This is a genomic window from Halomonas sp. DN3 (assembly GCF_024137905.1).
Taxonomy (GTDB): Bacteria; Pseudomonadota; Gammaproteobacteria; order Pseudomonadales; family Halomonadaceae; genus Halomonas; species Halomonas litopenaei.
In genome coordinates, this window is record NZ_CP099965.1 from 637420 (window position 1) to 652192 (window position 14773).

Sequence of the window (14773 nt, forward strand, 5' to 3'; positions counted from 1 at the left end):
AAGAGGCCCCGCCGTGGATGATCCACGACGGGGCCTCGAGGGGCAGTTGCGGTGATGTCAGGGCAGCTGCTCTTCCTCGGCGTCTTCCTTCTTCTCCGGGATCAGGTCGCGGCGCTGGAGCTTGAGCTTGATCAGCAGGGCCGCCGCCACGTAGATCGACGAGAAGGTACCCACGCCGATACCGATCAGCAGGGCCACCGAGAAGTTGTGGATCATGTCGCCACCCAGCCAGGCCAGCGCCAGCAGCACCAGCAGGGTGGTGCCGGAGGTCGCCAGGGTGCGGGCCAGGGTCTGGTTGATCGCCTCGTTGAAGATCGCCGGCATGTCGTCGATACGCGACTTGCGGATATTCTCGCGGATACGGTCATAGACCACGATGGTGTCGTTGAGCGAGTAACCGATCACCGCCAGCACGGCGGCCAGCACCGTCAGATCGAATTCCAACTGGAACAGCGAGAAGGCGCCGACCACGATGATCACGTCATGGACCAGTGCCAGCAGTGCGCCGATGGCGAACTTGTACTGGAAGCGGAAGGCCACGTAGAGCATGACCACGCCGAGGGCGACCAGCATGCCAAGGCCGCTCTGGTCACGCAGCTGACCGCCGACCTGGGCACCGACGAATTCGGCACGCACCAGATCCACCTGAGCGCCGCCCTGGGCCAGCAGGCCCACGACCTGGTCGCCGACGTTGGCCTCGAAGGTCTGCTGCAGACGAATCAGCACCTCATTGGCGGCGCCGAAGGTCTGTACCGAGATGTCATTGAAGCCGGCTCCCTCGAGGGCGCCGCGCACGCTGTCCAGCGCCGGGGCGGTGGCGTAGCGGACTTCGACCAGGGTACCGCCGGTGAAGTCGAGGCCCAGGGCCAGGCCCTGCACCACCAGCGACACCAGTGAGACCAGGATCAGGATCGCCGATATGGCAAAGGCGATCTTGCGCTGGCCCATGAAGTCGAGATTCAGGTTGGTGAGGCGTTTCATACCCTCTCCCCGTTGTGTGCAAGTGGACATGGGCTTAGATCCATAGCTTCTTCACCGGCTTGCCGCCGTAGATCAGATTGACCATGGCACGGGTCACCAGCAGGGCGGTGAACATCGAGGTCAGGATGCCCAGCGACAGGGTGACGGCGAAGCCCTTGACCGGGCCGGTACCGATGGAGAACAGGATCAATGCCACCAGCAGGGTGGTGATGTTGGCGTCGACGATGGAGCTGAAGGCGCGCTCGTAGCCGGCGTGGATCGCCTGCTGCACCGACAGTCCTGTGCGCAGCTCCTCTCGAATACGCTCGAAGATCAGCACGTTGGCGTCGACCGCCATGCCCAGCGTCAAGACGATACCGGCGATACCGGGCAGCGTCAGGGTGGCGCCGAGCATCGACATGGCGGCGACCAGCAGGGTCAGGTTCAACGCCAGGGCGATGTTGGCGATGACGCCGAACACCTTGTAGCGGATCAACATGAACAGCACGACCAGCAGCAGGCCGATCTGTACCGAGAGCATGCCGCGCTCGATATTGTCGGCGCCGAGGCTCGGGCCGATGGTGCGTTCCTGGGCGAAGTAGATCGGTGCCGCCAGAGAACCGGAGCGCAGCAGCAGTGCCAGCTCGCCGGCTTCGGTGGGCGATTCCAGCCCGGTGATGCGGAAGCTGTTGCCCAGCGCGCTCTGGATGGTGGCCAGGCTGATGATGCCGCGCTTGGTGTAGGGATCACGCACGGTTACCTGCTCACCGTCCTCCATCACCGTACGGTCACGGGTCTTGTGCTCGATGAACACCACCGCCATGTTGCGACCGATGTTGGTGCGGGTGGCGCGGTTCATCAGGGTGCCGCCGGTGCCGTCCAGGTTGATGTTGACCTGGGGGCGACCGTTCTCGTCGAAGCCGCGGCTGGCGCTGGACACACTGTCGCCGGTGATGATGACGTCGCGCATCAGGTCGGCGGTGCGTCCGGGTTCATTGCGGAAGGACAGCGCCTCGGTCTCGTTGGACGGGGTGTCGGTGCGCGCCTCCAGGCGGAACTCCAGGTTGGCGGTGGCGCCGACGATACGCTTGGCGGCGGCGGTGTCCTGCACGCCGGGCAGCTCGACCACGATGCGATCCGGGCCCTGACGCTGTACCAGCGGTTCGGCCACGCCGAGCTCGTTGACGCGGTTGCGCAGGGTGGTCAGGTTCTGGTTGATCGCGTAGTCCTGGATCTCGTCCACGGACGCGTCGGTCAGCGTCATCGCCAGGCTGGCGCCGCGTTCACGCTCGACGTCCTGATACTGGAAGTCGGGGAACTCGCGGCGAATCAGCGTCTCGGCAGCGTCGCGGTCCTCGGCGTTCATGAAGTCCAGCGAGATGGTGCGGCCGTCGATCTCGGTGTTGCGGTAGCGGATGCGCTCTTCACGCAGGGTCTCGCGCATGGCGCTGGCGTTGACCTCGAGACGCTGATTGACCGCCGCTTCCATGTCCACTTCCAAAAGGAAGTGCACGCCGCCACGCAGGTCCAGACCAAGGGTCATGGGCGAGGCCGCCAGCGAAGACAGCCACTCGGGGGTGGACTCTGCCAGGTTCAGCGCGACCACATAGTCATCGCCGAGCTGCTGGGCGATCAGGTCACGGGCGGGAATCTGGTCCTCGGCGTCGTTCAGCCGGATCAGCAGGCTGTTGGGCTCCTGTTCCACCGTCTTGACGTCGATGTCCGCCTCGGCCAGGGCCTGTTCGAGGCTCTGCTGCTGGGACTGGCTGAAACTCAGCTCGCCACGATCACTGCTGATCTGGACCGCTGGGTCTTCGGGAAACAGATTGGGAAGGGAGTAGACCAGGCCGACAAGAAGTACCACCAGGATCAGCAGGTACTTCCATAAAGGGTAACGATTGAGCATCGGGGCTCTGCCCTCAGGTTGCTGACAAATAAGGGAAAGCCGGGGGCGCTCGAGAGGTGCTCCGGGGACTTTCCAAAGCGAAGGGTGCGGCTGCCTCGCCAACGCGCGACAGCCGACCGATCGGCTCCCCCCGCGTCAGCATGGGGCCCCCTTCGGCGCACAGGGCCGAAGGGGAATGACACCAATCAGATGGACTTGATAGTGCCCTTGGGCAGCACGGCGGCCACGGCGTTCTTCTGCACGCTGACTTCGGTGCCTTCGCTGATTTCCATGGCGAGGAACTCGCTGTCGTCGCTGACCCGGGTGATGCGGCCCATCAGACCACCGCCGATGACGATCTCGTCACCCTTGGACAGGCCAGCGATCAGCTGCTTGTGCTGCTTGGCGCGCTTGGCCTGGGGACGCCACAGCAGGAAGTAGAAGATCAGCACGAAGCCGACCAGCATCACGATCTGGGCGATACCACCACCGGCGGCAGCGCCAGCATCCTGGGCCAGGGCCGGGGAGATGAAGAAGTCCAACATGTACGACGGTCTCCTGAAGTCGTGGGGAAAAGGGAGTCAGACGGCCGGCGGCTGCCGACCGGGTCATCAATTCGGGGCGGGGGGAACCGGCAGGCCACGCCTGGCATAGAACCCTTCCACGAAGTCAGCCAATGTACCCGCTTCGATAGCACCGCGCAAACCGGCCATGACACGCTGATAGTGACGCAGATTATGGATCGTGTTGAGCATCGATCCGAGCATCTCGCCGCAGCGGTCCAGGTGGTGCAGATAGCCCCGCGAGAAGTTCTGACAGGTGTAGCAGTCGCAGTCATCTTCCAGCGGGCGGGTGTCGTGACGATGCTTGGCGTTGCGGATCTTGACCGTGCCCTCGGCGGTGAACAGGTGGCCGTTGCGGGCGTTGCGGGTGGGCATCACACAGTCGAACATGTCGACTCCGCGGCGTACCCCCTCGACCAGATCCTCGGGCTTGCCGACGCCCATCAGATAGCGCGGCTTGTCCGCCGGCATCCACTCGGGCAGATAGTCGAGCACCTTGATCATCTCTTCCTTGGGCTCGCCCACCGACAGCCCGCCGATGGCGTAGCCGTCGAAGCCGATGTCGCCGAGGCCCTTGAGCGAAGCCTCACGCAGATCCGGGTACATGCCGCCCTGGATAATGCCGAACAGCGCCGACGGCGAGTCGCCGTGGGCATCGCGGGAGCGCTGGGCCCAGCGCAGTGACATCTCCATCGAGCGGCGCGCCTCGTCGTGGGTCGCCGGGTAGGGGGTGCACTCGTCGAAGATCATGACGATGTCGGAGCCCAGCGAGCGTTGCACCGCCATCGACTCTTCCGGGCCCATGAACACCTTGGAGCCGTCCACCGGCGAGCGGAAGTGCACGCCTTGCTCGGTGATCTTGCGCGTCTCGCCCAGCGAGAACACCTGGAAGCCACCGGAGTCGGTGAGGATCGGCTTGTGCCACTGGGCGAAGTCGTGCAGGTCGCCGTGGGCCTCGATGACCTCGGTACCGGGGCGCAGCCACAGGTGAAAGGTGTTGCCGAGGATGATCTCGGCGCCGATCTCTTCCACCGAGGCCGGGGTCATGCCCTTGACCGTGCCGTAGGTACCCACCGGCATGAAGGTCGGGGTCTCGATGGTGCCGCGGGGAAAGGTGATGCGACCTCGGCGGGCCCGGCCGTCCTCGGCCAGCTTGTCGAAGCGCATGAAGCATTGCTCGCGCATGGGTCTCTCCGTGCCCCTTGGGGGCGTTGATTCGAGCCTGACGACGGTGGACCGCTCGGCCGAGCAGCCACCGCCTGGCAAATAGGGTCAGCGTGCCGGCGTCAGCAGCATGGCGTCGCCGTAGCTGAAGAAGGCGTAGCGCTCCTTTACCGCCTCGCGGTACGCCTTCATCACGGTGTCGTAGCCGGAGAAGGAAGACACCAGCATCAGCAGGGTCGATTCCGGCAGATGGAAGTTGGTGATCAGGGCGTCCACGCAGCGCCACTCGTAGCCCGGGTAGATGAAGATGTCGGTGTCGCCGGAGAAGGGCGCGATCTCGCCCGACTGGCTGGCGGTCTCCAGGCAGCGCACGCTGGTGGTGCCGACGGCGATGACCTTGTTGCCGCGAGCCTTGGCCGCGCGCACCTGGGCGCAGGCCTCGTCACCCACCTCGATCCATTCGCTGTGCATGTGGTGCTCCTGGATATTGTCGACGCGTACCGGCTGGAAGGTACCGGCGCCCACGTGCAGGGTCACGTAGGCGGACTCGACGCCCCGCTCGGCCAGGCGCTCGAGCAGCGGCTCGTCGAAGTGAAGCCCGGCGGTCGGCGCGGCCACCGCCCCGTCGCGGCGGGCGTAGACGGTCTGGTAGCGTTCGCGGTCGGAAAGTTCGTCATCCCGGGTGATGTACGGCGGCAGCGGCATATGACCGTGGCGTTCCAGCAGCGCGATCATCGGGGTGTCGCCGAGAAAGCGCAGCTCGAACAGGGCGTCGCGACGGCCTTCGACCACCGCCTGGATGCCGCCTTCGAAGTGAAGCTCGGTGCCGGGCTTGGGCGACTTGCTCGAGCGCAGGTGGACCAGCCCCCGATGGGCGTCCAGCGGCCGTTCGAGCAGCATTTCCACCTTGCCGCCGCTGGCCTTGTGGCCGTGCAGGCGGGCGGGAATCACGCGGGTGTCGTTGAACACCAGCAGGTCGCCGGGCTCGAGCAATTGCTCGAGGTCGGGAAAACGGCGGTGGTCGAGGTGTCCGCTGGCGCCGTCGACACACAGCAGGCGGCAGTCGCTGCGAACGTCGGACGGGTAACGGGCGATCAGCTCTTCAGGGAGCTCGAAATGAAAGTCGGCGCGCTGCATGGGAATTCGCAAGTCGTCAGGCGGGATGAAGGATGCCAAAGGCGCACAAGGATACCGTTTCCTGACCGCCACGTCAGGAAACGGCGTCGATCTTGTGTCACGACCACGCCATGGGCGTCAGCCCGTATCGGCCGTCCGCGAGGCGGGCAGCGCAGTCGGGTCGACGACCAGGGACCATCGGGGTGGCTACCACAGCAGCAGGATCAGACCGTAGGCCATCAGCGTCACCACCACCGTACTGATCAGGTTGAGGGCAAAGCCGGCACGAATCATCGACTGGATCTTCATGTGACCGGTGCCGAAGACGATGGCGTTGGGCGGTGTGGCCACCGGCATCATGAAGGCGCAACTGGCAGCGATGGCGGCGGGCACGGTGATCAGCATCACCGGCAGATCCAGCGACAGCGCCAGGGCGCCGAGCAGCGGCAGAAAGGCCGCCGCGGTGGCGGTGTTGGACGTTACCTCGGTGAGGAAGATGATGACCAGCACCACGCCGCCGATGATCGCCAGCACCGGCAGGGCACCGAGGATCGACAGCTGGTTGGCGATCCACTCGGCCAGCCCCGACTTGCTGATCGCGCCGGCCAGCGCCAGGCCGCCGCCGAACAGCAGAAGGATGCCCCAGGGCAGCTTCACCGCGTCTTCCCAGACCATCAGCGCCTCGCCGGAACGACGGCCGGAAGGAATCAGGAACAGCGCCATGCCGGCGACGATGGCGATGGTGGTGTCGGACAACCAGGAGGCGCCCATGTCATTGAGCAGCGGGCGCAGGATCCACAGCGCCGCCGCGGCCAGAAACAGCAGGCCGACACGGCGTTCGGCGGCACTCATCGGGCCCATCTCGGCGAGCTGGTCCTTGATCAGGTTGTCGCTTTCACCCTTGCCGACCTTCAGCGAGAAGCCGCCGCGGGACAGCCACCACCAGGTCAGCGCCATCATCACCACACTGATCGGTACCCCGACCAGCATCCACTGGGCGAAGCCCAGGTCGATGCCGCGGTCATCGGCCAGATAGCCCGCCAGCAGGGCGTTGGGTGGCGTGCCGATCAGGGTCGCCACGCCACCGATGCTGGCCGAATAGGCGATGCCCAGCAGCAGCGCGGTGGCGAAACGGCGCAGCTCATCTGGGTCGGAATCCTCGAGCAGGCTCAGCACCGAGATGCCGATGGGCAGCATCATGATCGAGGTGGCGGTGTTGGACACCCACATGCTGAGAAAACCGGTGGCGATCATGAACCCGGCGATCTGGCGCTTGGGTTCGCTGCCGACGACCTTCAGCACGTGCAGGGCGATACGTTTGTGCAGGTTCCAGGTCTGCATCGCGATACCGAGCAGGAAGCCGCCGAGGAACAGATAGATGATCGGGTTGGCGTAGCTGGCCGCGACCTCCTTGATGCTGCCGATGCCCACCGCCGGGGCCAGCACCAGCGGAATCAGCGAGGTCACCGGGATCGGGATCGCCTCGGTGGACCACCAGCTGGCCATCAGCAGTGCCATACCGACGCAGCCCCAGGCGGCCTGTGACATGTCGCCGGGCGGGGGCAGCACCAGGGTGGCGATCAACAACAGCGGACCCAGCACCAGCCCGATGCGGCTGGCGATGGACGGATGGGGAACGGCTTCATTGCGAGTGTCAGCCATGGGCGACTCCATTCTGGGCTGGACGCGGGTCTTGTTGACCAGGGGCTTGGTTGACCTGGGGCAGGCGGAGCGCAGTCTACCAAGGTCTAACCCGAGCGGGCGAGCGTCAAGACATGGAGGAATGACCCACCAGCCGCAAGGGTGCCGAAACCGCCGGCCGGTGGGGCTTTGGCTGACAAGGCCCGAGTCCGGTGCTGGGCCGGATGCGGTGGGTGCCGCGCCCGACAGGGGCGGGAGTCGCCTCGACAACGGCGCCATCGGCCCCGACAGGCGCCAGCGAGCGGCTCAGGGGAATTGACCTCTGGCGCCACCCACGTATAATCCTCGCCCGTTGCCGGTGTGGCGGAATTGGTAGACGCAGCGGATTCAAAATCCGCCGCTGGAAACAGTGTGTCGGTTCGAGTCCGACCACCGGCACCACCACCACCCACGAAGTCCGAGGTTGTCGGCATCGTGGGCTGGATGGTCTCCCCCAAGGCGTAGGTGGGGCACTTCGGGTGGATCACTCCCCGAGTCGCCCATGCCCTATGCAAACTATCGGATTCGCTCTCGCCACCGCACCAAGTGGTGTGCTCGCGTAGTTGTTCCCCACGACGTTCGACAGCTGGTCGTAGGTCATCGACAGCCGTAGTGAGCGTGGAACACGGTTCAATTTGTCACTAAAGCCGACCATCGCATCCGTCGCGTTCGTACCGTCCATTTTCACCAGGATGACGAAGCGTGTCGTGCGCTCGACCAAGGTGCCTACGGCAGAACGGTTGCTGCCCTGCATGATGAGGTCGCCTTCCCAATGCCCGGGCATCAGCCGATCTTCGATCTCAGGCGGCCGGAGATGAATACTGAACAAGTCAGGAATTTGGCGGCGACGATCCTTGCCACGGCTGCGTGGACGCCGATTTCCCTTCCCCTGCCGAAGGCAAGCAATGAGCTCTTTTTTCAGCGAGCCTCGGGGCATCACATAGAGCGCGTTGTGGACGGCCCCGTGAGAGACCTGGCGTGTAGAGGCATTTGGATACATGCGCTTCGGTGTGATGGCTATTTGCCTAGGAGAGCAGTACTTCCCCAACAGGTAGGTCACCAGATCGAAGAGAGGCGTACCAAGGCGCAACTTCGATTGTCGTTCCCGTCAGCGTGGCCCTGAAACCCGCCAGACTGGCGTCATAGCCAGCATGAGAAGGTACCGCATGCCGAGCCAGTTCCCGAGACATCGTGCTGGCAGCTCTCCCAAGGTACTTGGCGATGGAGCGTATCGAGTGACCTTCACGCATCAGCATGATGGTGGCACGTTCTTCAGCAGTAAGGTGGTGGTAGCAATGAGTCATAGCGATAGCGTACCTGATCGATCAGGTGTTGCACTTGCTCATTGAGACCGCCCACTCGACCCCGAGACAGGCATCGAGGTGTTGCTACCTTGGCGTTGGAAAGAGACGCTGCCGATCTGAGTAACGATATTCCTGGCACTGAAGGAGGGGCTGGAGCGCTTACAGTACAACTGGCATCGACCGCATGCCAGTCTGAATTATCAGCCTCCCATTAGCCGGCTGGTACCTTCCGTGAATAACCTGGTGGGTTTGCGCAACTGCACATGGAGTGCCTCATTAAATCAATATGGTCACTACAAATAGCCCGCTTTTTTCATGAGCTCTTTACCTGGCAGACATAAGTTTTTCAACTTCGCGCTAGCGAAAACATTGTTTAAATCATCAGTGCTCACCACTTTGAAGCGAGGATCGATTTTTGAACCCAAGCCAAAAGAAGAGATCTCATTGACAACATCTTTATACACAACAACTACAAAGAGCTCTGGCTGAAATAAATACAGCGGGTTAACAACCATACCCAAAGGCTGTATTTCGGGGCGGCATCCTTTTAGACTTGGAAAGTAATTAAGGAACTCATCTTCCATTTCCAGCATTACAAATTCATCGAAGGGGATCTCACTCGTATGCAGCCAGCGCGTAGCCTCAAGAAGTCCAGCAAAAGACCACTCGAGGGTGTTGTTAGCGGCAATCTCGTGCGAAGCACGATGACGCAACACGATAAAACGTCCCTCATATGATTCGATAACGACTATTCCAGACACACCAATGGGGTTTGGCATTAACTTGGAAAATGTCAACCCTTTCTCCTTCCAAGCAGAAAATTCTCTTTTATAATAAATTTCCAAAGATGGGCCAATCTCATTGCGCAAAGTGATTTCTGTTTTACTGTCAGTGGTCGATTGTTTGGAGATCACCAAATCAGGAGAGTAATGGGTGAAAAAAATGTCATAAAAATCGGCACTACCCAGTTCAAGAAAAATTTCGCCACTTTCATCGATCACCATGCGGTGCAGTGAAAGCTTTGGAATGTCCAGTGCTCCTGCCTCAATAAGATAAAATTCTTCTTTATCAAACTCTAGACGTCTTAACATTGTGTCAATTACTGGGTTGGTCTGATAATGGCTTTCATCTAGGAGTCTTATTTTTAAACCTCGTTCAAAACCAGAAAATGAAACTACATAGTCTTCAGGTATTTCTCTATGCTTCTCCTTTTCTAGTCGGGAGTGTTCACCTGAAGACAAAGCTTTAGAAACCAGTAAGAAAACGCCGAGTGTAACGAATAATGAAATCTCGACAAAGGTTGTAAGCAAGCTGTCGAGCATGTCGATAGACTCTTCTATTCCCATCAAGTCCTGAGGAATGCCAAAGATCCATAGAATGGAAAACAAGAGAAAAGAAGCAACAAGGAAAATAACAAGCACAACCGAAGGAGAGCGTGAGTTAATTGCTTGAAATATAGGGTGGCGAACCTTTATGGCCGACCATCCACGCAAAAACTTTTTATAAAAAGATGACACAAGAACCCCCCTGCTACTGCATTTTTTGTCATCTCTGAGCATTAGCAATCCCAGAGACTATCCAATTAATTCCCTAAAAACTACATCAGTCCCGTACTAAGTTCAGATCGTTAGACCGGCGACCGAACGGCTGACACAGCAATACTAACCTGCTGATCCTGCAGCGCGGCGTAGGTCTGGCCTGCGTCCCCGACTTTCCAGTGCTCGCGGCTGTTGGCACTATGACCGGAGACGACCGTTGCTGCGGCGCTGGCGATCGAGAGGGTGTAGTCGGTGGCGAAACGCCTCAAGCCCTTCTCGGCCTCCACTTGATCTTACCCAGCAATCGTGGACACCAATCTAAGCGATCATTCGGGCCTCGAAGGCCTCAGGACTGGTCATCCCAATCGCACTGTGCCGACGCTGCCGGTTGTAGTCCATCTCGATATACTCGAATACTTGCCGCCGTCTGGCATCCAGGGTCTCGAATCGCTCACTACGGACCTCCTCTACCTTGAGGCTGTGGAAGAAATTCTCGGCATCGGAATTGTCGTAGCGATTGCCTTAGGCACTCATACTGCCTCGGAGATGGTGCCGAGTCAGCAGCGATTGGTACAACGTCGAACAATATTGCCTGCCACGGTCACTATGCACGACTGATCTTGCCCAACAAAAGTGAACACCGGTCTATGCGATTATTCGAGCTTCGAAGGCTGCTGGGCTGATCATCCCAATGGCGCTTTGGCGGCGCTGCCGATTGTAGACCAGTTCATTGTATTCGAAGACCTGTCTTTGTATCGCATCCTTGCTCCCGAAGCGCTCACCGTGGATAGCCTCGACTTTGAGACTGTGAAAGAAGCTTTCAGCACAGGCATTGTCGTAGCAATTTCCCTTGGCGCTCATGCTGCATAGGAGCTTGTGTTTCTTGATAAGCATTTGATAATTATACGAATAATACTGACTTCCGCGATCTGAATGGGGGGGCACCTTCTTCGGGTAACCGCGCCATGAGAGCGCCATCTGTAACGCCTAACAAACGAGATCTGCTTTCATCCGACTGCTCGTCGCCCAGCCAATAATTCGTCGAGAAAACAAATCGATAACGACGGCCAAGTATAACCAGCCTTGGTCTGTGCCCAGGTATGTGATGTCGCTCACCCATTTTTGGTTCGGCCCTTTGGTGTCGAAGTCCTGATCCAAGAGGTTCGGCGCCTCCGGCAAGGAGTGTTTCGAGTGGGTGGTTGCCTTGAATTTGCGCGCCGCCTTGGCGCGCAGGCCTTGCCACCGGAGACTGGCCGCGACGGTGTTGCGACAGATCGACACCCCATCCTCCTTCAAGTCGAGAACCAACCTGGGGGCGCCTGAACGCCCCTTGCGATGGTGGGAAGCCTCTGCCACACGCTGGTCCGTCTCGGCCTGCTGACGTCGCCGTGGAGACGCCTCATCGACACGTTTTCGCCAAGTATAGTAGCCACTGCGGGCGACGCAGAGAAACGCGCACATCCGCCGGATGCGGTAGGCCTTGTGGTGTTGCTGGATGAAGGCATACTTCACGTCAGGCTTTTTGCGAAGACCAGTTGAGCGTACCGCTGCCTTTTTTGCGATGGCCAGATCTTTTGCCATATCAGCCGCTTGGCGCTTTGGACGGGCATTCTCGTCAGCAAGATCCTGTTCGCGTTCTGTCACCGTTTTGCGCTGCTGGGTTTTGGTGCGCCATTGATAGATCTGACTAGGCTGGAGGCCTAGGTGGCGGGCGGCAGTGGTGACACCTACCCGTTCAGCGAGCAATAGAGCTTCCTCGCGGCAGGCATCGGTGTAGAGGGCACGTTGCTGTTTCTTCATGGGGGCAGCTGGCTTTGGCATGGGTCACCTCGTTCAGAGAAGTTCCTTAACGGGGTGTCCACCGCTACTGGGTAAGATCATTCTGGCGCTTGTCTCGCCTGACCATGTTTGTCAGCCGGTTCGATAAATCGAGCGCCTTATCCGCTCAGGACCTTCAGGACGCTCAAGCCTGATTCGAAGGCATGCACCGCACGCCTCTCCGTCGACAGCGGTGACTGTGCGTGCCGATGTTGTATGCCAGGTTGGTGGTCTTTTCTTCGTCTATTTGCCTCCTTTTTCCTCGGTGTTTGTAAGTAATAGTCCTTCCTTGTATCTCCCATGCTCGTAGGGTGCCGCCGAACAATACGGCTAGGCTGAAAGTTGATTCAGGCCTTATGACAACAAGATGAAAGGGTGGGCCCATGCTCAATAAAACGTTGCTTGCGTTGTCGGTTGCCGGCGCCAGTCTTGGTGTTTGTGCCGATACCACCGTGATTCATGATGCCAACGGCTACGGTTTCGATGTCCATCGTCAGCTGGTGAGCTTTACCACCCTTGTCGTCGAGGATGGCAAGGTGGTGGCACGAGGCGATGAGCAACTGCTATCGGAGTATCCTGAACCACAGGCAACGATCGATGCGGGTGGCCGCACGCTGTTGCCTGGCCTGATCGATGCCCACGGACATCTGATGGGGCTCGGCTATGGCCTGCTCGAGGTCGAGTTGCGTGGCCTGGCGTCGGCCGAGCAGAGCGCTGATGAAGTCGCCGACTTCGCTGCGGCAAATCCCGATCTGGAATGGATACGCGGCAGGGGATGGAACCAGGTGCTGTGGGACGGCAAGGCATTTCCCACCGCGCTAGTGCTCGATGAAGTGATTGCCGATCGCCCCGTGGTGCTGAGTCGAGTGGATGGGCATGCGATCTGGGTCAACAGCAAGGCCATGGAAATGGCAGGCGTGGATGGCGAGACCCAGGCACCGGAAGGGGGCGAGATCCTTCGTGATGATGCCGGCACACCGACCGGCGTTTTCATCGACAATGCCGAGTTGCTCATCACCGACAAGATTCCCCCGCGCAGTGCGCAGGAAATGGCCAAGGCCTTCGATACCGCTGTGGCACATCTGCAGGAGCTTGGTATCACCGGAATGCACGATGCGGGCGCCAGCGCCGCTGAGCTTGAGATGTACCACTCCAGGGCCGATGCAGGTGAGTTGGGGGTACGCATCTACCCGATGGTGTCATCGAGTGACCCGGAGCTTGAGGCGATTCTCGCGCGGGGCATCCACGACGACCCCGAAGACTGGCTGGATATTCGCAGCGTCAAGATCTATGCAGATGGCGCCCTCGGCAGTAGAGGAGCGGCGCTGCTGGCGCCCTACAGTGATCGACCCGATTCCAGCGGACTGATGATCCAGAATCAGGACGCCCTGCAGGCGCTGGTCGATCAGGTCAGCAGCCAGGGATTCCAGGCCAATATGCACGCGATAGGCGACCGGGCCAACCGTGTCGCTCTGGACGTTTATGCGCGTAGCCTGGAGCAGGATCCCCAGCGGCGCGAGCTTCGCCATCGCATTGAGCATGCGCAGGTCGTGAGCGTCGATGATATACCGCGATTTACGGAACTTGGCGTCACTCCCTCGATGCAGCCCACCCATGCGACCAGTGACAAGAACATGGCCGGCGACCGGCTAGGCCAGGAGCGTCTTGCCGGTGCCTACGCCTGGCGCTTTTTCATGGACAGCGGTAGTCGTATCGCCGCGGGTTCCGACTTTCCGGTCGAGCCTGCCAACCCCTTTTACGGCTTGCACGCCGCCGTGACTCGGGAAGACCGCGACGACCAGCCCGAAGGAGGCTGGCTGCCCGGGCAGAAGCTCACCGTGGCCGAAGCCCTGCGTGGCTTTACCGTCGATGCGGCCTACGCGGCGCACCAGGAGGGTAGCCTGGGTGGCTTGATGCCGGGGCAGTGGGCGGATTTCGTACTGGTGGATACCGATATCCTGCGTGCCGATCCGGCGGAGCTCTGGCAAACCCAGGTGAGTGAAACCTGGATTGCCGGAGAGCGAGTATTTGTGCGGGACCAATAGGCCGAATGGCACCCCACAAGGCATGGAGCAAGGCCGAGATGCTGAGGTTGCGGTGAAGGGGGGGAGACGCCTTTTTACTTGGTCACGATGGCTCGAGTTCAGCCTGGCTCAGCGCGATAGTGGCGGTCTCGGCCAGGCCCACCAGCGATGAAATATCCAACAGTGAAGAGTGATGATACTCGGCGAGGCCGGGCTGGGTCCGCCAGTAGCGGGAGTCCTGTCCATCGATCTCCCAGCCCGGCGGAATGTCCTGAACATCCCTCGGCGCGACGCTGAATGACGCCACCAGCCCTTCACCCTGATGCAGGCTCAGCAAGGTGGTCAGTGGCTGACCGTTGTCGCGATTGATGAAGCACCGAAACAACCCTTGGGTCCAGACGTTCTGGGGGCTAGGTTGCTGTTCCGGAGTGAGTTCGCCGATGGTGAGTTCGCGCCAGATGGTGCCCTTTATCAATGGCTTCCAGATGCGTTTCGACGCCTTCAGCAGGACTTCCAGATAATCGTTGCGGATCTGATGCGCCAGAATCAGCGTATTGCAGTGGTTGATGAGTTCGTCCCACTGCATACCGACCGCCAGGTGCTCCAGTTCATGGGCGAGCAGGGCGTCCACGGCGTGTCGTGTGGAAGGATACTGAAGGTAGTCGTGAAGCGGGTCGGACAGTTTCAGGTCATGGCGAGAGGTTTTCATATCGGTCCCTGC

General features: G+C 60.5%; 11 protein-coding genes, 1 tRNA gene and 2 pseudogenes. 2 read left to right on the top strand and 12 right to left on the bottom strand.

Annotated elements, in window-relative coordinates; all coding sequences use genetic code 11:
• Positions 1-57: 57 nt before the first annotated feature.
• The 6 genes from secF to NKF27_RS02955 form a co-directional block, all read right to left on the bottom strand.
• The gene (secF, locus tag NKF27_RS02930; RefSeq protein WP_253555290.1) at positions 58-981 is read right to left on the bottom strand and encodes a protein translocase subunit SecF; all 924 of its coding nucleotides are present in this window, start codon (positions 979-981) and stop codon (positions 58-60) included.
• A 34-nt stretch (positions 982-1015) separates the two neighbouring features.
• Positions 1016-2866 carry a protein translocase subunit SecD gene (gene secD, locus NKF27_RS02935; RefSeq protein WP_253555291.1) on the bottom strand — a complete coding sequence of 617 codons (1851 nt, stop codon included), beginning with the start codon at positions 2864-2866 and terminating at the stop codon, positions 1016-1018.
• A gap of 185 nt (positions 2867-3051) precedes the next feature.
• Positions 3052-3390 carry a preprotein translocase subunit YajC gene (yajC, locus tag NKF27_RS02940; RefSeq protein ID WP_045992761.1) on the bottom strand — a complete coding sequence of 113 codons (339 nt, stop codon included), beginning with the start codon at positions 3388-3390 and terminating at the stop codon, positions 3052-3054.
• A gap of 66 nt (positions 3391-3456) precedes the next feature.
• On the bottom strand, positions 3457-4593 hold the full coding sequence (tgt, locus tag NKF27_RS02945; RefSeq protein WP_045992762.1) for a tRNA guanosine(34) transglycosylase Tgt: 1137 nt from the start codon (positions 4591-4593) through the stop codon (positions 3457-3459).
• An 87-nt stretch (positions 4594-4680) separates the two neighbouring features.
• Complete coding sequence (gene queA / locus NKF27_RS02950) at positions 4681-5709, bottom strand: tRNA preQ1(34) S-adenosylmethionine ribosyltransferase-isomerase QueA (RefSeq protein ID WP_253555292.1); 1029 nt, start codon at positions 5707-5709, stop codon at positions 4681-4683.
• Positions 5710-5895: 186 nt separating this feature from the next.
• Positions 5896-7350, bottom strand: coding sequence for a DASS family sodium-coupled anion symporter (locus tag NKF27_RS02955; protein WP_185696469.1), 1455 nt, complete (start codon positions 7348-7350; stop codon positions 5896-5898).
• A gap of 333 nt (positions 7351-7683) precedes the next feature.
• Here NKF27_RS02955 and NKF27_RS02960 point away from each other — a divergent pair.
• Positions 7684-7770 (top strand) — tRNA-Leu (locus NKF27_RS02960).
• An 82-nt stretch (positions 7771-7852) separates the two neighbouring features.
• Here NKF27_RS02960 and NKF27_RS02965 read toward each other — a convergent pair.
• The 5 genes and pseudogenes from NKF27_RS02965 to NKF27_RS02985 all read right to left on the bottom strand — a co-directional run bounded on the left by NKF27_RS02965 (position 7853) and on the right by NKF27_RS02985 (position 12031).
• Positions 7853-8458, bottom strand: a complete 606-nt coding sequence (locus tag NKF27_RS02965; protein WP_253555293.1) for an IS30 family transposase — start codon at positions 8456-8458, stop codon at positions 7853-7855.
• Positions 8394-8672, bottom strand: coding sequence for a helix-turn-helix domain-containing protein (locus NKF27_RS02970; RefSeq protein ID WP_367399248.1), 279 nt, complete (start codon positions 8670-8672; stop codon positions 8394-8396). The genes NKF27_RS02965 and NKF27_RS02970 overlap by 65 nt, the downstream gene beginning before the upstream one ends.
• Positions 8673-8965: 293 nt before the next feature.
• On the bottom strand, positions 8966-10189 hold the full coding sequence (locus tag NKF27_RS02975) for a hypothetical protein (RefSeq protein WP_253555294.1): 1224 nt from the start codon (positions 10187-10189) through the stop codon (positions 8966-8968).
• Between the two features lie 339 nt (positions 10190-10528).
• Positions 10529-10825, bottom strand: a pseudogene (locus NKF27_RS02980) (IS3 family transposase); the annotation flags it as partial.
• A gap of 30 nt (positions 10826-10855) precedes the next feature.
• Positions 10856-12031, bottom strand: a pseudogene (locus tag NKF27_RS02985) (IS3 family transposase).
• A gap of 380 nt (positions 12032-12411) precedes the next feature.
• Here NKF27_RS02985 and NKF27_RS02990 point away from each other — a divergent pair.
• Positions 12412-14073, top strand: coding sequence for an amidohydrolase (locus NKF27_RS02990; protein ID WP_253555295.1), 1662 nt, complete (start codon positions 12412-12414; stop codon positions 14071-14073).
• An 82-nt stretch (positions 14074-14155) separates the two neighbouring features.
• Here NKF27_RS02990 and NKF27_RS02995 read toward each other — a convergent pair whose 3' ends face one another.
• Positions 14156-14761 carry a hypothetical protein gene (locus tag NKF27_RS02995; RefSeq protein WP_253555296.1) on the bottom strand — a complete coding sequence of 202 codons (606 nt, stop codon included), beginning with the start codon at positions 14759-14761 and terminating at the stop codon, positions 14156-14158.
• Positions 14762-14773 lie beyond the last annotated feature (12 nt).

Coding starts and splice junctions, on each gene's coding strand:
- secF (WP_253555290.1), bottom strand. CDS start 981: ATGAAACGCCTCACCAACCTGAATCTCGACTTCATGGGCCAGCGCAAG.
- secD (WP_253555291.1), bottom strand. CDS start 2,866: ATGCTCAATCGTTACCCTTTATGGAAGTACCTGCTGATCCTGGTGGTA.
- yajC (WP_045992761.1), bottom strand. CDS start 3,390: ATGTTGGACTTCTTCATCTCCCCGGCCCTGGCCCAGGATGCTGGCGCT.
- tgt (WP_045992762.1), bottom strand. CDS start 4,593: ATGCGCGAGCAATGCTTCATGCGCTTCGACAAGCTGGCCGAGGACGGC.
- queA (WP_253555292.1), bottom strand. CDS start 5,709: ATGCAGCGCGCCGACTTTCATTTCGAGCTCCCTGAAGAGCTGATCGCC.
- NKF27_RS02955 (WP_185696469.1), bottom strand. CDS start 7,350: ATGGCTGACACTCGCAATGAAGCCGTTCCCCATCCGTCCATCGCCAGC.
- NKF27_RS02970 (WP_367399248.1), bottom strand. CDS start 8,672: ATGACTCATTGCTACCACCACCTTACTGCTGAAGAACGTGCCACCATC.
- NKF27_RS02990 (WP_253555295.1), top strand. CDS start 12,412: ATGCTCAATAAAACGTTGCTTGCGTTGTCGGTTGCCGGCGCCAGTCTT.
- NKF27_RS02995 (WP_253555296.1), bottom strand. CDS start 14,761: ATGAAAACCTCTCGCCATGACCTGAAACTGTCCGACCCGCTTCACGAC.